The organism is Cupriavidus sp. JZ107, assembly GCF_053903255.1.
The window spans coordinates 848,769-867,181 of record NZ_CP096480.1 but is presented as its reverse complement, the minus strand read 5'-3'; the positions used below and the strand labels follow the sequence as shown (position 1 = coordinate 867,181).

Sequence of the window (18,413 nt, the reverse complement as noted above, 5' to 3'; positions counted from 1 at the left end):
TGCGATGGAAGTCCTGGAAAGGATGCGGCCGGTCAGCTGACGATGCCCATATGCCAGGGCACGAACTCGTTGTCGCCGAGGCCGAGCAGCTCGCTGCGGGTCTTCTCGCCGGAGGCGACGCGCAGGATATGTTCGAAGATGCGCTGCCCCATCTCGGCGACGGTCAGTTCGCCGTCGACGATGACGCCGCAGTTGATGTCCATGTCGTCGGCGAGGCGCCGGTACATCGGCGTATTGGACGCCAGCTTGATCGTCGGCGCCGGTTTGGAGCCGAACATCGAGCCCCGGCCGGTGGTGAAGCAGATCAGGTTGGCGCCGCTGGCGATCTGACCGGTCACCGCGACCGGGTCATAGCCGGGCGAATCCATGAAGACGAAGCCGGCCTTGTCGATCGGCTCGGCGTACTGGTACACGGCCTGCAGCGGCGTGGTGCCGCCCTTCATTGCCGAGCCCAACGATTTCTCGAAGATATTGGCGAGCCCGCCCTGCTGGTTGCCGTGGCCGACCACGCCGTTGAACTGCGCGTTATGGCCGGCGGTGTAGCGCTCCCACCAGGCCAGCCGGTCGAGCAGCTTCTGACCGACCTCCGGCGTGACGGCACGTCGCGTCAGCATGTATTCGACGCCGTGGATTTCCGGGGTTTCAGACAGGATCGCGGTGCCGCCGTGGCGCACCAGGACATCCATCGCGGCGCCCAACGCGGGATTGGCGGTGATGCCGGAGAACCCGTCCGAGCCGCCGCATTCGAGGCCGATCTTCAGATGGCTGGCGGGAACCGGCTGGCGTCTCGCCGCATTGGCCGCCGGCAGCATCGATTCGATCGCCCGGATGCCGGCGGCGATGGTCTCGCGCGTGCCACCGGTGTCCTGCATCACCATCGTATGCAGATGGCTGCCGGGCTCCAGTTGCTGCGACTCGACCAGCGAGGCGACCTGATTGCGTTCGCAGCCCAGGCCGACGATCAGCACGCCCGCCAGGTTCGGATGGCGCGCATAGCCCGCCAGCGTGCGGCGCAACAGATCGAAATGCTCGCTCGGCGACGACATGCCGCAACCCGTGCCATGAGCGAACGCCACCACGCCATCGACGTTCGGATAGGCCGCGAGCCGCTCCCGCGTGAAATGGTCGGCGATATGCCGGATCACCGTGGCCGAGCAATTGACCGACGACAGGATGCCGATGAAGTTGCGCGTGCCGACGCGGCCGTCCGGACGCACGAAGCCCTGAAAGCTCGCGCGCTCGGCCTCGGGCACATAGTCGATCGGCCGCACGTCGCTGCAGAAAGCCGGATCGCGATAGAAGTCCACCAGCTTCAGGTTGTGCGAATGCACGTGCTCGCCCGGCGCGATATCGCGATCGGCCACGCCGATCACGGTGTCGTACTTGCGCACCGGCTCGCCCTTCGCGATCGCGCACGCCGCGATCTTGTGGCCGGCAGGCACCTGTGCCCGCGCCCGCACGCCAAGCTCGGGCAGCGGCTGTCCCAGCGCCAGGTCCTGGCGTGCGATCAGCACGTTGTCGTTGGCGTGCAGGCGGATGACGGCATTGACGTTCACGTCGAACAATTCCTGTGGTTGGCGAGGGCGATGGTGGTCTGCGCCAGGCACATCGGCGCTGAAGGGATCAGCTCTGCTGCAGCATTTCCTTCAGCTTCAGGCGCTGGATCAGCTGGGTTTCCTGCTCGTAGACCGCCGCCACGTACTTCTTGTACTCGGGCCCGTCGAGGTACATCACCGGCGCATCGATACGCGACGCAACCTGCTTGAATTCCTTGCTGGCCACCGCGGCACGGAAGGCGTCGCGCAGCTGTTTCTCGATCGCCGGGTCCAACCCCTTCGGTGCGCCGATGCCGTTGGGCGCTTCGACCACGACGTCGTAGCCGAGCTCGCGCAGCGTCGGCGTGTCCTTGAAGCGCGGCGTCCGCTGCTCGCCCCATGTGGCCAGCAGGCGGAGCTTGCCGGATTCGACATGCGGCGCCCACGAGCTGGAATCGGCCAGCAGATCGACCTGACCGCCGAGCACATCCTGCAGCGCCGCCGAGCCGCCCTTGTAGGCGATCGCGTTGAAGCGCACGCCGGCGGCCAGCGCGAACTGCTCCATGCCGACATGGGTCGCCCCGCCGATGCCGGCGTGGGCATAGGTCAGCTTGCCCGGGTTGGCCCTGGCCGCGGCAACGACATCCTGCAGCGTCTTGTACGGCGAGCCGGCCGGCACCGCGATGCCGAAGGTCTGGCCCGAGGTACGCGCCAGATAGGTCAGCTCGGTGCGCGGATCGATCTCCAGCATGCCGAGCTGCGAGAAGCGCGTGACCGAGATCGGAATCTGGCCGATGGTGTAGCCATCCGGCTTGGCTCGCGCCAGCGCGCGGGTGCCGATCATGCCCGAGGCGCCGGCGCGGTTCTCGACGACGATCGACTGCTTCAGGATGCCGGAGGCGACCTGGCACAGCGCGCGCATCGACTGATCGGCGGTGCCGCCGACCGGCCACGGGCAAATGAAGGTGATCGGGCGATCGGGATAGGTTGCGGCGCTGGCGCTCCGGGCCAGCAGCATGCCGGCGGTACCGGTGGCCGCCGCAGCGGCGGCCGTGGCAACGCCGGCGCTGGCGCCGAGGATCAGGCGGCGGCGCGCGGGATTGATGGGGGAACCCTGGTTCATTGTCGTCCTCGCACTGTGTTATCGGTGGTGGCCGGCGTGCATCGAGGCAACGCCATGGGCGGCATTGTGTCCGGTCATGACATAACGATCCAATCCAATATCGTCATTGCTTCATAACCTTCCCGTTAAGTAGGCCGCGAGGTAGACTGCGCGCCATGCCTCATATCGACCGCGCGCTGCGCTCCAATATCAAGCTACGCCATCTGCAGTTGCTGGTGGCGCTCGACGAGTTCCGCCATCTCGGCAAGACCGCCGAATTCCTGTCGATCAGCCAGCCCGCGGTGTCCAAGACGCTGACCGAAGTCGAGAAGATGCTCGGCCTGGTGCTGTTCTCCCGCTCGACCCGCGGCACCGAACCGACCGCGGCCGGCGAAGCGCTGATCCGCTTCTCGCGCCGCGTGCTGGCCCAATACGACCGCACGCGCGAGGAGATCGAGGCTGTCGACACGGGCGCGGCCGGCCGCGTGCGCGTCGGTGCAATGGGCGCCGCGCTGCCGGTGCTGCTGGCACACGCCACCGCCCGGCTGAAGGCGCGCTCCGCGCAGGCCACCGTGCTGATCGAGGAAGGCGATCTGACGCACCTGCTGCCGAAGCTGCGCCTTTCCGAGCTCGACCTGATCGTGGGCCGGCTCGAGCCAGGCTATGCGGCGCCGGACCTTGCAACCGAGGCGCTTTACAACGAACCAATGGTGGCCGTCGTCCGGCCCGGACATCCGCTCGCCGGCAAGCGCAAGGTTGGCTGGGCGGATCTGGCGCAGCTGCCATGCGTGATGCCGCCACCGTGGGCCTCGCTACGGGTCAAGCTGGAGCAGGCGTTTCTCGCGCAGGGCCTGGAGCCGCCGTCGGACCGGATCGAAACCTCGTCCTATCTCGCGGTCTCGACCTTCGTCGCGCAGCGCGAAGCCGTCGGCTTCCTGGCGCGCTCGGTGGCAAGGCAGTTCGCCAGCGAAGGCAGGCTCGACATCGTGAAGATCACCGTGCCGATCGAATTGCCGCCGGTGGGAATCATTACGCTGCGCGCCTCGCGCGAAGCCGGACTGGGCGCCAGCGCGGACCATCTGGTGGATTGTTTGCGGTTGGCGGCGGCGGAGATGGAATCGGGCGAGAAGCCGGCACGGCGGATCGGAAACAAGCGAAAGTCCCGCACGCTATCGCGCTGAGCGGTGTGTTCAGTGCCACGCTGCGCGATTCGGATCCCAACGCCCGGTCGCCTCCTCCGGTCGCGCGAGCCTAGCGATGACTGGTCCGAAGAAGTGGCGCAGTTCCTGCAGCAGTTCGACAAACGGTGGCGGGCGAAGCGTCGGCGGACTTCGGCGTAGAAATCCGGTCCACAAGCCCCGCTGCTCGGCAATCTTCGCGAACACTTCGGTCAGGCCGACTGGCATTTCCGTAGGGATCGCAGTTTCGCGGCGCCGCAATGTTCCGCGGATCGCCTCCATCAGTGTGGAAAGCTCGAACGGGAACGTGCGCATCATGACCCAGATGTCGTGAAAGTCCTTGATCCTCCCATTGGCCTCGCCGAAGCGAATCATCGCCTCGAATTTTTCTGCAACCACGGTTTCCGGCGGATACATCAGGATGCTGGGTGCCGGAAGATCAGGCAGTATGGCCGGGAAGGTCTGGCGCTTCGGGGGCGGGTAGACATAGTCACCGAATCCGATGTCCACCTGCACGTGGATCACCGCCCTGGCTAACTCTGCTTTCACACTCAACTGAACGCCCCGGTACCTGTTTGCTTCCCGCACCGGTTCGGCTTTCAGTGTGGCGGCATCGAAAACGATGCCATCGTCGGCCGCCTCGGCTTCGCAAATGTCCGTGAAAAGATCAATGATGGCGCCCGGGTCAGGGTCGCCCGTGCCGAGCAGATCCAGATCCCCGGACGGACGGAATGCGTGCTCCGGCCAAGTCAGGAACAGCATGGCGCCCTTGAGAACGTAGCGCTCCGCCGCCTTGGTCCGGCCAAGGCGATAGAGAAGGCGTTCGATGGCAAAGCGGGTCAGCACGCGCTGATAGTCATCGCCACGTTCCCTGGCGTGGTTCAGCAGTCTCGCCCTGACAGACCGGGCGAGGCTTCCGGCGGTGTGGTCCCTCATAGCATCGCCTTGATGTAGGGCCCCATCCGTCCTGCCACTCGATTCAGAGCCGCATGTTTCATCAGCTCTCCCGCCGTGGTTTTCCGTTGCTCCAACGCATTGCGTAGCGCTTCGATAGCAACGTCTTCACCGACATGGCGCCGATGCTTGAAACAGTCGGAAATCGTCTTGGCGACGCCGTATATCGGCACGGCCACGCCTTCTATTCGGACATATTCGACCCCTGCGGTCAGAACCTCTCCGGTCGCTCGAACGAGCTCGAGTTTGATGCCCTCGCTTTTCGGCGCCCTGGCCTTGTGAGGGATGGTCATCCAAACGGCGTGGGGCAGCTGGGTAGTCAGCCCGTGGTAACGGAGGGCGCTGACAAGACTGATCACGCCGTTCGGCACCAAACGGGCGGCTTCCGCCAGATTGTGAGCGGCACTCTCCCCCACATACCGTGCGTCCTGGTAAAGGCCGCGACCCAGACGGACGAGCTCGCCAGAGTCGGTCAGACGCTTCAGGTAAACGAGCGGGATGCCCGCAGCCTTGAAGTCACGAGCTCGCGCGATGCCGCGATCCCGGGCAACGCACAGCGCGCGTTCGCGATGGGTCAGATGGCGAGATGCCATGTTGTTATCAAATGTCGGCAAAAATGGCAGAACTGCCGACATATGGTAAAGGTTTTGCGGTGGTAGTGGCATGGTTTTCCTTCGAAGGGCAGCGTTCGGCCGGGACAGGCGGCACGTCAGCGGACAGTGAAGGTTTCTGTGTATCGCGGGTCACCGCAAGCAGTCAGGTCAGAGGCGAGCGTAGTAGCGAATTGCGAAAGACGACGGTGGATACCGACAGGGGTAGAAATACGCCCCGTCATCAAGGCTTCCAGGAGACGGTGCGCGCCGACGACCCGCACCGCGCACGATAGAAAAGGGGGGCTATCGGCTTCGATCCGAAGCTCACTTGCCCTTGGTAAGCGCCTCGATGGCGCGGGCCGCGGCCAGATGCTGGGGCACCGATAAGCCCTGCGTCGCGTTGGCCGGCGAGATCTGCGCGCCTTGCGCGCTGCCGCGCGCGGTGAAGTCGGCGCCGGGAGCATAGACGTTGCGCGCGATCGCGCCAACCTCGGCGTCGGACAGGTCGGCGGCCACCAGCAATTGCGCGGCGACGGCCACGGTAGCCACGCTGTCGGACTGGTTCGCATAGGTGCCTGCGGGCACCGTATAGCGGAAATAGCCGCGGCCGGAATCGGCGAGCGCGGCGGTGCCTTTCTCGCTGAGCGGCAACAGGCGCAGGGGAATCGCGGCCAGCGCGTCGCGGATGCTTTCCGATGGCACGCCGATGATCTGGATCACGGCGTCGACCTCGTTCTGCCGAAGCGCCACCAGCGATGCGTTGATGCCCAGCTCGCGCCCGGAAAAATCCGCCGGCCGCAGCCCATGCGCCGCGAGGACGCGCAGGGCAGTCCGCTGCGACGCGCCGCCCTTCTCGCCGATGGCGATGCGCTTGCCGCGCAGATCCGCCACCGTCTTGACGGCGGCATCGGCGCGAACGAGAACATGGACGGCCTCCGGATACAGGCTGCCGATCGCGCGCAGTGAGGTGAACGGTCCGTCGGCGGCAAAGTCGCCGTCGCCGCGGTAGGCGTCGAGCGCCGCATCGGCTTGCGCCAACGCCAGCGAGGCCTTGCCCTGGCGCAGCATGCGCAGGTTCTCGTCGCCGCCCCTCGTGACCAGGGGCACTACCCTGGCGCCCGGATTGGCGGCCAGCGCCTGGGCGAAGCGCAGGTATTGCCCGCCTTCGGCGCCCCCCGCCAGCGGATAGCCCTGGTTGGCGCGCGCGAGCCGGGCGCGAATGCTGGCGTGCGCGGCGGCAAGTTCCTGCGTGATCATCGCGTGCTGTTCGGGCGAGGACTCTGCCGGCACGGATTCGACGATGCGGCGGACCGCTTCGAGCATCGCGGCCGCGCCCTGCGGAGCGCTGGCCGCATAGGCGGGCGCGGCGACCGGACGGTAGCCGCCGGATGCGACCGGTACCCAGCGGCCATCCTGCTCGCGGTACACCGCGGCGCCGTGCGCGCGAATGATGTCGCCGGCCTTGTTGCCGCCCAGCGCAATGCCCTGCACGCCCTTGGGCGCGGCACCGAGTGCGGAGATCAAGCCGGCAACGCCAGGGGCATCCCATGCGCCGAAGTCGAAGTCGCGCGTCAGCTTCAGCTCGGCGTCGAAGTAGACGACACGCCGGTCCTCGCCCGGCGGACCGCGCCGATCGGTCTGCGAGCCTTGGCGCCGCAGCTCCGCCAGTTCCACTGTTCCGGGCGGCAGCGCCTGCCCAAGCCGCGCGGCGACATCCTTTCGCAACGCGTCGGCATCCGGGCCGCGCTGGCATCCGGCCAGCAGCAACACCACGGTCGCGGCAAACAGCGCGGCAAACAGCGTGGGGAACAGCGCGGGGAACAGGCGGCGCACGATCAGCCTCCCATCAGCGGCATCGCCAGCATCAGCGTCAGCACGAAGGCATTCATGATGTCGACGAAGAATGCGCCGGCCAGCGGCGCCACCACGAAGCTTTTCGGTGCCGGTCCATGCTTGGCGGTGATCGCCTGCATATTGGCCATCGCGGTCGCGGTCGAGCCCATGTTGAAGCCGATGAAGGCGGCAGACAGTACCGCGGCCTCATAGTCGCGCCCCATGAAGCGGAAGCAGACCAGCACCACGTACAGCACGATAAAGACGACCTGCATCGCGATGATCGCGAGGAACGGTCCCGCGGACAGCGCCACGTCGACCAGGTCGAGCGCCATCATCGTCATCACCAGGAACAGCGACAGGCTGACATTGGAAATCAGCTCCGCGGGACGGTCGTCGAAGCGCACGCCTGCCAAGGGCAGCAGGTTCCGGATCGCGATGCCCGTCAGCATGCACCAGAGGAAGCCCGGGATGGTGATGGCCTGACCCGAGAACTGCGCGGCGAGCCAGCGGCCGATCACCACCGCCACCAGGATGCCGCCCAGCGCGCCGATCGCGGCGACGGTCGTGATGGCGAAGCCATGCGCTTCGGCTTCGACGCTGGCTTCGTCCTCGCCCTGCGAGCGCAGCCGATACCGGGAGATCAGGTACTGCGCGACCGGCCCCGCGATGATGCCGCCGACGATCAGGCCGACCGTCGCCACCGTCATCGACAGCTCCATCACCGACTGCAGGTTGTTGATCTCGGCAAAGCGCTCGGCATAGGCGGCGCCGGTGCCGTGGCCACCGACCAGCGTGATCGAACCGCCGACCAGCCCGAAGATCGGATGCAGGTCCATGGCCTTGGCCATGCCGACGCCGACGATGTTCTGTACGGCGATATAGGGAAACAGCACGATCAGGAAGATGACCAGCGCCTTGCCGCCCTGCTTGAGCGCGCGCAGGTCGGCGCCCATGCCGACGCCGGCGAAGAACATCAGCAGCAGCACGGGCTTGATGCCCGCGTCGATGACAACGCGGAAGTCGAACAGCGCCACCGCGATCGCCGCGACGGCGGCAAACAGGATGCCGCCGGTGATCGGGTCGGGAATGTTGTAGCGCGACAGAAAGGCGACCCGGCGATTGATCAGCGTACCGAGCAGCAGGACCAGCACGGCGATCAGCACCGAGGCGACCGGATCGAGGCGAATCTGCATCGAGTTCCCATCCTTGCCCGCCGGTACCGGCGGAAAAGTGACGCGTATGGATCTATGCCAGCATAGACGCGACAAATGCGAACTGCAATGCGCAAAAAAAATGCCGGACGCGATCGATCGCGTCCGGCCTTAGCTTGCTTGCGAATCCGTCGTCCCCGCGAAGGCGGGGACCCAGTGACTTGGAAAGCCGCTGGATTCCCGCATGCGCGGGAATGACAAGCGAGGGCTACGCCGCCGACTGCGTCAGCTCGGGCGTGCCCGGCGTATTCGACGCGGCAGGCGCGACGGCTTCGCCAGCCATCGCCTTGCGCAGCTGCTCCTTGTCCAGTTCGCCCTCCCAGCGCGCGACCACGATCGCGGCGGTGGCGTTGCCGATCAGGTTGGTCAGCGCGCGGCACTCCGACATGAAGCGGTCGACGCCCAGGATCAGCGCCATGCCGGCGACCGGCACCGAGGGCACCACCGCCAGCGTGGCGGCCAGCGTGATGAAGCCCGCGCCGGTCACGCCGGCCGCGCCCTTGGAGCTGAGCATCGCGACCAGCAGCAGCAGGATCTGGTCGCCGAACGACAGGTGGATGTCGCAGGCCTGCGCGATGAACAGCGCCGCCATCGTCATGTAGATATTGGTGCCGTCGAGGTTGAACGAATAGCCGGTCGGCACGACCAGGCCGACCACCGACTTGGCGCAGCCGGCCCGCTCCATCTTCTGCATCAGCGTCGGCAGCGCGGCTTCCGACGAGCTGGTGCCCAGCACCAGCAGCAGTTCCTCGCGAATATAGCGGATCAGCTTGACGATCGAGAAGCCGTTATAGCGCGCGACCAGACCGAGCACGATCAGCACGAACAGCAGCGACGTCAGGTAGAAGGTGCCGACCAGCATCGCCAGGTTGGCCACCGACTTGATGCCGTACTTGCCGATCGTGAACGACATCGCGCCGAACGCGCCGATCGGGGCGACCTTCATCAGGATCGACACCAGGCGGAACACCGGCAGCGTGACGGCCTGCAGGAAATCGACCACCGGCTTGCCGCGCTCGCCGACCAGCGCCAGCGAGATGCCGAACAGCACCGCGACGAACAGCACCTGCAGGATGTCGCCATTGACCATCGGGCTGAGCACCGTGGTCGGGATGATGTTCATCAGGAAGCCGGTGATCGTCGAATCGTGCGCCTTGGCGACATAGCCGGACACCGCGTTCGAATCGAGCGAGGCCGGGTCGATGTGCAGGCCGTGGCCGGGCTGGACCACGTTGCCGACGACCATGCCGACCGCCAGCGCCAGGGTCGAGAACGTCAGGAAGTAGACCATCGCCTTGCCGGCGACGCGGCCGACCTTCTTCAGGTCCGACATGCCGGCGATGCCGGTGACCACAGTCAGGAAGATCACCGGCGCGATGATCATCTTGACCAACTTGATGAAGCCGTCGCCGAGCGGCTTCATGCTCGAGCCGAGATCGGGCCAGTAGTGGCCCAGCGCGATGCCGGCGACGATGGCGACCAGCACCTGCACGTACAGATGGCGATAGAACGGACGAGGCTGCGCGGCCGTGGCCGCGGCGGTGTGGGTGTCGATCATGCGGGTGTCCCCTGCCAATGGGCTGCCGGGCGCCATGCAGGGGCACGCGGCGGCGAGTTTCTTGAAATATCCTGGCCGAGCGGATGCGGCGCCGGACCCGCCGCTATCGCAATGCGTGTGCCAACCGGGATGTCTTTCGCAATCCGTTGATATTTAAAGAAAAAATCTGGAAGCGGCGTCCGCCTCGCTGGCGCTTGAGTGGAATTCCACATAGAATTCGGGCCGGTTGTATGGAAATCCACACAACCTTTGCCGTACACAGCCCGAGATCGCAACTCAAAGTGCGTCCCCTAGCCCGTTCAGTGGTCCACCGCTTCCACCCACCCCTCGCCGATGGCCCAACCGCCCGCCTCCACCCTGCCGACTGACCACGCGCCCGTACGCCGGTCCCTGTCGCCGCGCAGCGCTGCGGGCGTCGCGCTGGCGGTGCTGGTGATGCTGGCGCTGACCGTCGCGGTGCTGCGGCTGGTCGAACGGGCGGCGCATCGCGAGGCCGCCGCGACGGTGACCCAGCGTGCGCTGACGGCCGCCCAGTTCAACGTCGCGACGCTGCGGCGCGATCTCGACAAGCATCGCGCGCTGCCCTTCGTGCTGGCGCAGGACCCGGACCTGAAGACCTCGTTGGCAACGGCCGACCCGCAACGCATTGCCGCGTTGAACGGCAAGCTGGAGGCATTGGCCGCCGGTACCGGCGCTTCGGTGATCTACGCGGTCGATCGTCGCGGCTTGGCGGTCGCCTCGAGCAATTGGCGTGGTCCCGATAGCTTCGTCGGCGAGAACTACGCCTTCCGCCCGTACTACCAGGCGGCGATGGCCCGCGGCGCCGCCGAGCACTTCGCCCTCGGCACCATCAGCCGCCGTCCCGGCCTGTACCTGTCGCACCGGCTGGACGATGCCGGCGGACAGCCGGTCGGCGTGGTGGTCGTCAAGGTCGAGTTCCCCGGGCTGGAGGAAGACTGGGCACATCTGGCCGAGCCGGTCTTCGTCACCAACAGCGACGGCGTGGTGCTGCTGACCAGCGAACCCGGCTGGCGCTTCCGTTCGCTGGTGCCGCTGGGCGAGCCGGCGGCCGAGCAGTTGCGGCGCAGCCTGCAGTTCGGCGATGCAACCTTCGCCCCGCTGCCGATCCGGCCGTTGTCCGCCCCGGCCGGTGCCGCGCCGGCATGGAAACCCCCGGTCAGCGGCGAAGAAATGCGCGCCGACGTGCCCGGCCACCCGGCCGGCGACAGCTATCTGCACGTGGCGCTGCCCGTACCTTCCACGCATTGGACCTTCCACCTGCTGGCACCCAGCCGCGGTGAACGGACCGGCATCGCGGCGCGGATGCAGGCCCAGGCGCTGGTGGTGCTGCTGCTCGCCTATGTCGCCATGGCCACCGCGTTCTATGCGCGGCGCCGGCTGCGGCGGCACAACGCCCAGCAGGCGGCGATCCGCGCCGAGCTGACCGCGCGCGTGGAGGCGCGCACCGCGGAATTGCAGGCGGCCAACGACCAGTTGCGCGCCGAAATGGAGGAGCGCCGGCAGGCCGAGCTGCGTCTCCATGCCGCGCAGGAAGAACTGGTGCAGGCCAACAAGCTGACCTTCCTCGGCCAGATCGCCGCCGGCGTCGCACACGAGATCAACCAGCCGGTGGCCGCGATCCGCAGCTATGCCGACAACGCCGGCAGCTATCTGGAACGCGGCGAGCCCGACGGCGCCCGCGCGAGCCTGGCTCGCATCGGTGCCCTGACCGAACGCATCGGCGCCATTACGGGCCAGCTGCGCGCGTTTGCCCGCAAGGGTTCGGGCGCACGAGAGCCGACGCGGGTGGACGACGCGATCGACGGCGCGCTGCTGTTGCTCGGGCCGCGCCTGCGCACGCAGCCCGTCGCGCTGGTGCGTTCCGGCGACAAGGGACTGCGCGTACAGGCCGAACGCCTGCGGCTCGAACAGGTGCTGGTCAATCTGCTGCAAAACGCGCTGGACGCCGTCGCCGGCCGCGACGATGCGCGGATCGATATCGCGACGCATGCCGACCAAGCGCGCGTCCGCATCGAGATCGCCGACAACGGCCCGGGCATCGCGCCCGACATCGCCGAGCGGCTGTTCACGCCCTTCTCCACCTCGAAGCGCGAAGGCATGGGGCTGGGGCTGGTGATCAGCCGCGACATCGTCGCCGACTTCGGCGGCACGCTCGATACGCGCTCCGGCAGCACGGAAAGCGGCGGGCCTGGCGGCGCCATCTTCACCATCACATTGAATTCATCCCCATGATGCAAACCACCGAAGGCCAGGCCAGCCATCGCCCGGTGCGCCGGGTCGCCCTGGTCGACGACGACCACGATGTCCGCGCAGCCGCGGCCGAGAGCCTGACGCTGGCCGGCTATCGGGTCGACGCGCACGCCAGCGCGCAATCGTTTCTCGACAGCCTGCGCGACGGCTATCCGGAGGTGCTGGTCACCGACATGCGGATGCCGGGGCTCGACGGCCTGCAACTGTTCGAACGGGTGCTGGAGCGCGACGCAAGCCTGCCGGTGATCTTCATCACCGGACATGGCGATATCGCGCAGGCGGTCGAGGCGATGCGCCGAGGGGCCTACGATTTTCTGGAGAAGCCTTACGCCACCCATCGGCTGCTGACCGCGGTCGGTCATGCCTGGGAACAACGCCGGCTGGTGCTGGAAAACCGCCGCCTGCACGACGCCGCATCGCAGGCCGAAAGCGCCTGGCCGCTGATTGGCGTCACGCCGGCAATGGAGCGGCTGCGCCAGACCATCCGCCATATCGCCGATGCTGACGTCGACGTGCTGGTGGTCGGCGAAACCGGCAGCGGCAAGGAAATGGCTGCGACCGCGCTGCATCGGTGGAGCCGTCGCAGCGCCGGCGAACTGGTCGCGCTCAATTGCGCGGCGCTGCCCGAGAGCGTGATCGAGAGCGAGCTGTTCGGCCACGAGCCCGGCGCCTTCACCGGCGCGCAACGCAAGCGGATCGGCCGCATCGAACATGCCAATGGCGGCACGCTGTTCCTGGACGAGATCGAAGGCATGCCGCCGTCGGTGCAGCTCAAGCTGCTGCGCGTGCTGGAGACGCGCAGCGTCGCGCCGCTGGGAACCAACGAAATGCGGCCGGTCGATCTGCGGGTCATCGCGGCCAGCAAGGTCGATCTGGGCGACCCGGCACAGCGCGGCGATTTCCGCGAGGACCTGTATTACCGCCTCAACGTCGTCACGCTGTATATGCCCCCGCTGCGCGAGCGGCGCGAAGACATTCCGCTGCTGTTCGAGGTCTTCACCGGCCAGGCCGCGCGCCGCTTCCAGCGTGAGGCGCCGCCGGTCACCGATGCCGTACGGCGCTACCTGAACACGCACGCGTGGCCGGGCAACGTACGCGAACTGCTGCATTTCGCCGAACGGTTCGTGTTGGGGGTGCATACGCTGCCGGCCGCACCTGTCGCGGCGAGCACGACGTCAGACGGTACGAGCGGCGAAGGCACGTTGGCCGAACGGATGGACCGCTACGAAGCCCAGCTGATCCGCGACACGCTCGCCGCGAACGGCGGCAATGTACGGTCAACGCTGGAATCGCTGGGCATCGCCCGCAAGACGTTCTACGACAAGCTGCATCGGCATGGGATCGAACGGCGGGAGTATTTGGCGGAGAAGGGGGAGTAGTCGAGGAGACGCTGGCTATTCGCGCGCTCTTCATTGGCCGAAGGAACCGTCTGATCCAGCTTGGTGAGGTGCTGAACTCGTTGGACGCTCAGACTTCTCACCATAGGCGTTCCGGCGTTGAGGCGCCGCCAGCAGTCGAGCCTGCGGCGCCTTGTCCGCCGCTATCCAGGCAGACCAGGCAGCTTGGAGTCGACAATGGCCGTTGCACCAGCGCGGCACCGTGTCGTCTATCCACGCGAGCATGGCGACGCCGTCCTGATAGATCTGGCCGAGATCCGTGGGGCTGAGCCACAACACTGGTTCGTGGTGGAAGACGCGATTTCGCAATGCCCGTAGTCGGTTCAAGATCGGGGACACGTTGTGGCGTTGACGTTCGACTTTGGGCAGGTGCCGAAACGCCTTCCTCAAGGGTTTCCACAGCAGCGACTGGAATTCCGCATTGAACAAGGTCACCCAGAAACCAAAGGTCAGTTCGGCGATGACCTTGTCCGGCGTACCGCGCTCTTTACGAAAGTGGAGTTTCGCTTTTGCGGCCTGGACTTGCGCAAATTGCCTCTCAAACAACGGGACACCTCTCCATGCCTCCCACCAGTCCAAGCGCCCGTAGTATTCGACCAACTGCCGATTGACGGCATTGCGAAGACACACCTCTACGACGGCCAGGAACGGAGTCAGCGCGCCGGCGACCAGGAGGTTATGGCGGTATGCCTCCATCGCCCTGATCCGGTCGCCACGACAGTGCGCCAAGTAGCGGCCAACTCTTGGCGATGAAAAGGCCTGCTCAAAGTTTCGCCAATCCACAACGCCTCCATGCTTTCGTGCGGTGCGCTATGGTGTGCCAGCCTCGGAGTTTTTTCGAGCGAAGCTCGTCGCGAAGTTTCGAATACGCCAAAGGTGGGGTAGAATCGCCGGGCAGCCCTAATCTGTCCTCTCCCGGATGACCATGCCGGTGATGACTCTAGGTACGTCAGTGGCCCGCCTCGCGCGGGCCACTTCATTTTGTACGCCGCACAACCGCCGGAAGAACTCTGGTCCAGCGGACCACGATCCGATGCGCTACGGCTGCTTCCGTTGCGTGGCAGCGCGACGGCGCGGCGCGGCCAGCGGTTCGGCCCCCTCTCCGCCGGGCGCCTCCCCCGGGAACGCCGGCTCGGCCAAGCGCCGCACATGATCCCGCAGATCGCGCGGCCATGATTCGGTCAGCATCACGAAGCGCTCGCCGTCACCGGCGTACAGCGCGCGGGACGCGTCCTCGTAGCCGGGTTGGTTGCCAAGCATCGCAAGCATGAAGCGGTCGGCTGCCTGCTGCGCTTCGCGCATCGCCTGCCGTCCTCCGTCCTGGGCACGCGCGTGCTCAACCAATTTGCGCAGCGTCACTGACGCGCCGCCCGGCTGTGCGGAAAGCCATTCCCAGTGGCGCGGCAGCAGGGTTACCTCGCGTGCCACCACGCCGAGCCTGGGACGGCCTGGCGTCCGGGGTTCGCCCCTGCTCTCTTCCCCTTCGCGTTCCGCCTGCTCCGAGGCCGGCTGTCGCCCGTCCGGTTGCAGCCTCGCGACAATCTCCTGATCCGTGCCGCGCAGGTCGAAATCGATCTGGCGGCCGCTGCGATCGTCGAAGATCAATACCGCTGGCGCCGACGCGTCGTCGCCCCGTTGCGCGAGGGCGCGCTTGACGGCAAGGGCAACGGCGCCGGGCGCGCCAGAAGCGAGAATGCGTTCGCCGATGAACGCGGTGCAGGTGTCTGGTTTTGGCATGTTGGAACTCCGTGAACTGGCGCTATTTTATCCGGGTAAAACAAGATGTCAATATTACCCGGGTTAAATTCCGCAACACGGTCACGCCCCTGCTGTCCACTCACTCCACCGAAATCCCCCGCTGCTTGATCACCGCTCCCCAACGCGCCGTCTCTTTCTGGATCGTCTCTCCCAGCTGCCGTGGCGTGCCGCCGCCGACGTCCATGCCGAGCGTCGCGAGCTTGCTCTTCAAGGCGGGATCCGCCAGCACCTCGCCGGTCTGGCGGTTCAGTTGTTCGACGACGTCGCGCGGCGTGCCGGCCGGGGCCATCAGCGCGTACCACGACACCGCCTCGAACTGCGGGAAGCCCTGTTCGGCGACAGTCGGCACATCGGGCAGCACGGCGGAGCGCCTGGCGCTGGCGACGCCCAGCGCGCGCAGGCGCCCGGCCTGGATATACGGCAACGCCGCCGACATCTGCGCAAACATCATCGTGACCTGGCCGCCGACGAGGTCGGTCATCGCCGGACTGACGCCCTTGTAGGGCACGTGGATCAGCTTGACGTTGGCGTCGAGCTGCAGCAGTTCACCGGCCAGATGCGCCTGGCTGCCCGCGCCCGGCGAGGCGAAGGTCAGCTTGCCGGGCTGCTGGCGTGCGAGCTTCAGCAGGTCGGCAAGCGACTTCGCCGGGACGCCGGGGTGAACCACCAGCACGTTTTCGGCCGTGGCCAGCATCGCGACCGGCACCAGGTCGGCCGCCTTGTACGGCAGGTTCGGCATCAGCGACGGATTGACGGCGATATTGCCGACCGGCACCACGGCCAGCGTATAGCCGTCGGGCGCGGCCTTGGCGACCTGATCGACGCCGATCGTGCCAGCCGCGCCGGCCTTGTTCTCGACGACGACCGGTTGGCTCCAGCGTTTGGACAGCCCCTCGCCTACCGTACGTCCGAGCACGTCCGCCGGACCGCCGGCCGCAAACGGCACTACAAGCCGGACCGGCTTGGCGGGATAGGCCTGCCCGCCGCCCTGCGCCGACGCGCCAAGCGGCACGCTTGCCGCGAGCAGCGCGCCCAGTATCGTGGAAAGCAAACGCATCATCGTGATTCTCCGAGAGTGGATCAGGCCAATGGATCGGATGGGTGCCGCGAGGACTCCAGCGAAGGCTCCGACAATGACGCCGGCACGGACTCCGGCAAAAACGGCAAGACACCCTGCACAACCGGTGTCGCCGCGGTCAGCGCCACCCCCGCGCGATCCGCCTCGTGCGCCCAGCGGACCAGGCGCCGATAGTCGTCCGGCACCATTGCCGCAAAGCGCGACAACCGCAGCGCGGCAAGCGCCTCGCCGCATTCCGGGTCGCGATGCGCGTGCAGCAATGCCTCGCGCAGCCGCGCCGCGATGTCTTCGTCGATGCCGGGAGAAGCGACCAGCGGCGGAATCGGCGAGGACTGCGTCACCGCCAGCGTGCGCACGGCGGCGATCCGTTCTGGCGCATGCAGCCGCAGCAAGTCGAGCACATAGCTGTCGACCACGCCGACCTCGGCGCGACCCGCGATCACCGCGTCGATCACGTCCTGCGGTGTCGGCGTGGCGTCATCGGTCGGCAGATACAACGCGCCCTCGACCAGCCCGAACTCCATCAGATAGCGGCGCGGCGCGTTGTACCCCGAATTCGATTCCGGCAGCATGCACGCAAGGCGCGTGCCGAAGGTCTGCGCCAGCGAGGTGCAGGGCGCATCGGCGCGCACGATGAATTCGCTGAAATAGCGCGGCATGCCGCCGTAGCGCGGCAGATCGGGCAACGGCGCGGCCAGCAGCCGGTAGCGCACCGGCGACGCCGCAAACGGATAGCCGCACATCAGCACGCAGGCGCAGTCGTCGCGCTCCCACAGCGCGCGGATCGGCGCCGGCGCGTCATGCTCGACATAGTCCAGTGCCACGCCGGCGCGCTGCGCCACGCGCATCAGCAGCGTCCGCCAGGCGCTGGCTGCTTGCGGCGACACCGAATACATCCTGGCATTGGCGATCATGCGTAGACCAGCCTTTGGCCGATGCCCATGCGCTGCGCCTTCTGCATGATCGCGTGGCCGAGCGCAATATCGCTGAGCGACAGGCCGCGATGCCAGAACAGATTGGTTTCGTCGTCGCTCTGCCGCCCCGGCTTGCGGCCCGCGACAATCTCGCCGAGCTCGGCATGCAGGGTCTGCTCCGACAGCTTGCCGGCCTCGACATGGGCGCGCAGCGAGCCGAACATGCCGCCCTTGCATTGGCTCCAGTCGTCGACCACCAGCTTGTCCATGATGTCGGTCAGCGACAGCTCGACCGCGCTCATCGTGCCGTAGGGCACGACAAAGGCGCCGCGCGAGATCCACTCGGTCTTTAGCAGCGGCGTCGGCCGCTCGAGCCGCGAGGCCTCGACGACGATATCGGCGCCGCGCACGCACGACTCCCAGTCCTCGGTCACGATGATCGCCTTGCCGAGGTCGCGCTCGAGCTTCGCGGCGAACGCATTGCGGCTTTCGGGGCGGCGCGAGTGCACGCGGATCTCGTCGAAGTCGAACAGGCTGTCGAGCAGCCGGATATTCCAGTAGGACGTGCCGCGCGCACCGATATGGCCCAGCACCTTGCTGTTGCGTCGTGCCAGATGCCGCGCGCCGAGCGCGGTCAGCGCACCGGTGCGGGCATCGGTGATGAAGGTTGCGTCGATCACGGCGACCGGCATGCCGGTGCGTGGATCGAACAGGTTCAGCAGCGCCATTTCCGATGGCAGGCCCCGCTTGTAGTTGTCGACGAAGTCGCCGACGATCTTGACGCCCGCCAGCCCGAGCGGCGCGACATAACCGCGCAGCACGTTGAAGTGTCCGTTGAAGGCGGGGTCCGGAATCAGATGCATGCGCGGCTCGATCACGGTCTGCCCATTGCCCTGCGCCACCAGCCCCTGCTCGACCGCGGCAAGGATCTCTTCCTCGGTCATCGCAAGCTGCGCGATGTCCTTGCCGTTGAGGTAAGTCAGATGGATGTCGCTCATACCGTCTCCTGATGTTCGTCAGATATCGCG

15 protein-coding genes are annotated in these 18,413 nt (G+C 66.8%); 3 read left to right on the top strand and 12 right to left on the bottom strand.

Annotated features, from left to right (window positions below):
* Nucleotides 1-32: 32 nt before the first annotated feature.
* Together M1D55_RS03705 and M1D55_RS03700 are read right to left on the bottom strand one after the other, a co-directional pair.
* Nucleotides 33-1,556 carry a UxaA family hydrolase gene (locus M1D55_RS03705; protein WP_456281147.1) on the bottom strand — a complete coding sequence of 508 codons (1,524 nt, stop codon included), beginning with the start codon at nucleotides 1,554-1,556 and terminating at the stop codon, nucleotides 33-35.
* Nucleotides 1,557-1,623: 67 nt separating this feature from the next.
* Nucleotides 1,624-2,658: a tripartite tricarboxylate transporter substrate binding protein gene (locus tag M1D55_RS03700; protein ID WP_456281146.1), complete on the bottom strand. Its 1,035-nt coding sequence runs from the start codon at nucleotides 2,656-2,658 to the stop codon at nucleotides 1,624-1,626.
* A 155-nt stretch (nucleotides 2,659-2,813) separates the two neighbouring features.
* On the opposite strand from M1D55_RS03700, the gene M1D55_RS03695 reads away from it, so the two are divergent.
* Nucleotides 2,814-3,818 carry a LysR substrate-binding domain-containing protein gene (locus M1D55_RS03695; protein ID WP_456281145.1) on the top strand — a complete coding sequence of 335 codons (1,005 nt, stop codon included), beginning with the start codon at nucleotides 2,814-2,816 and terminating at the stop codon, nucleotides 3,816-3,818.
* A gap of 9 nt (nucleotides 3,819-3,827) precedes the next feature.
* Here the strand turns inward: M1D55_RS03695 and M1D55_RS03690 are convergent, their stop codons facing one another.
* From M1D55_RS03690 to M1D55_RS03670, 5 genes are all read right to left on the bottom strand, one after another.
* Nucleotides 3,828-4,751 carry a nucleotidyl transferase AbiEii/AbiGii toxin family protein gene (locus tag M1D55_RS03690; RefSeq protein ID WP_456281144.1) on the bottom strand — a complete coding sequence of 308 codons (924 nt, stop codon included), beginning with the start codon at nucleotides 4,749-4,751 and terminating at the stop codon, nucleotides 3,828-3,830.
* A complete protein-coding gene (locus tag M1D55_RS03685; protein ID WP_456281143.1) occupies nucleotides 4,748-5,434 on the bottom strand; it encodes a type IV toxin-antitoxin system AbiEi family antitoxin domain-containing protein in 687 nt (228 codons plus the stop codon). Before M1D55_RS03685 ends, M1D55_RS03690 begins: the two co-directional genes overlap by 4 nt.
* 252 nt (nucleotides 5,435-5,686) lie before the next feature.
* Nucleotides 5,687-7,195 (bottom strand): TAXI family TRAP transporter solute-binding subunit, encoded by a 1,509-nt coding sequence (locus M1D55_RS03680; RefSeq protein WP_456281142.1) that lies wholly within the window; start codon nucleotides 7,193-7,195, stop codon nucleotides 5,687-5,689.
* A gap of 2 nt (nucleotides 7,196-7,197) precedes the next feature.
* A complete protein-coding gene (gene gltS, locus M1D55_RS03675; RefSeq protein ID WP_456281141.1) occupies nucleotides 7,198-8,391 on the bottom strand; it encodes a sodium/glutamate symporter in 1,194 nt (397 codons plus the stop codon).
* Nucleotides 8,392-8,617: 226 nt separating this feature from the next.
* Nucleotides 8,618-9,967 carry a dicarboxylate/amino acid:cation symporter gene (locus M1D55_RS03670; protein ID WP_456281140.1) on the bottom strand — a complete coding sequence of 450 codons (1,350 nt, stop codon included), beginning with the start codon at nucleotides 9,965-9,967 and terminating at the stop codon, nucleotides 8,618-8,620.
* Between the two features lie 333 nt (nucleotides 9,968-10,300).
* On the opposite strand from M1D55_RS03670, the gene M1D55_RS03665 reads away from it, so the two are divergent.
* Complete coding sequence (locus M1D55_RS03665; protein ID WP_456281139.1) at nucleotides 10,301-12,220, top strand: ATP-binding protein; 1,920 nt, start codon at nucleotides 10,301-10,303, stop codon at nucleotides 12,218-12,220.
* Nucleotides 12,217-13,617 (top strand): sigma-54-dependent transcriptional regulator, encoded by a 1,401-nt coding sequence (locus M1D55_RS03660; RefSeq protein ID WP_456281138.1) that lies wholly within the window; start codon nucleotides 12,217-12,219, stop codon nucleotides 13,615-13,617. Before M1D55_RS03665 ends, M1D55_RS03660 begins: the two co-directional genes overlap by 4 nt.
* A gap of 30 nt (nucleotides 13,618-13,647) precedes the next feature.
* On the opposite strand, the gene M1D55_RS03655 is transcribed toward M1D55_RS03660, so the two are convergent.
* From M1D55_RS03655 to M1D55_RS03635, 5 genes are all read right to left on the bottom strand, one after another.
* The gene (locus M1D55_RS03655) at nucleotides 13,648-14,331 is read right to left on the bottom strand and encodes a hypothetical protein (RefSeq protein ID WP_456281137.1); all 684 of its coding nucleotides are present in this window, start codon (nucleotides 14,329-14,331) and stop codon (nucleotides 13,648-13,650) included.
* 342 nt (nucleotides 14,332-14,673) lie between these two features.
* Nucleotides 14,674-15,372 carry a DUF2239 family protein gene (locus tag M1D55_RS03650; protein WP_456281136.1) on the bottom strand — a complete coding sequence of 233 codons (699 nt, stop codon included), beginning with the start codon at nucleotides 15,370-15,372 and terminating at the stop codon, nucleotides 14,674-14,676.
* Between the two features lie 100 nt (nucleotides 15,373-15,472).
* The gene (locus M1D55_RS03645) at nucleotides 15,473-16,450 is read right to left on the bottom strand and encodes a Bug family tripartite tricarboxylate transporter substrate binding protein (RefSeq protein ID WP_456281292.1); all 978 of its coding nucleotides are present in this window, start codon (nucleotides 16,448-16,450) and stop codon (nucleotides 15,473-15,475) included.
* A gap of 23 nt (nucleotides 16,451-16,473) precedes the next feature.
* The gene (locus tag M1D55_RS03640) at nucleotides 16,474-17,385 is read right to left on the bottom strand and encodes a phosphate/phosphite/phosphonate ABC transporter substrate-binding protein (RefSeq protein WP_456281135.1); all 912 of its coding nucleotides are present in this window, start codon (nucleotides 17,383-17,385) and stop codon (nucleotides 16,474-16,476) included.
* Nucleotides 17,382-18,383, bottom strand: a complete 1,002-nt coding sequence (locus M1D55_RS03635) for an ornithine cyclodeaminase family protein (RefSeq protein ID WP_456281134.1) — start codon at nucleotides 18,381-18,383, stop codon at nucleotides 17,382-17,384. The genes M1D55_RS03640 and M1D55_RS03635 overlap by 4 nt, the downstream gene beginning before the upstream one ends.
* Nucleotides 18,384-18,413 lie beyond the last annotated feature (30 nt).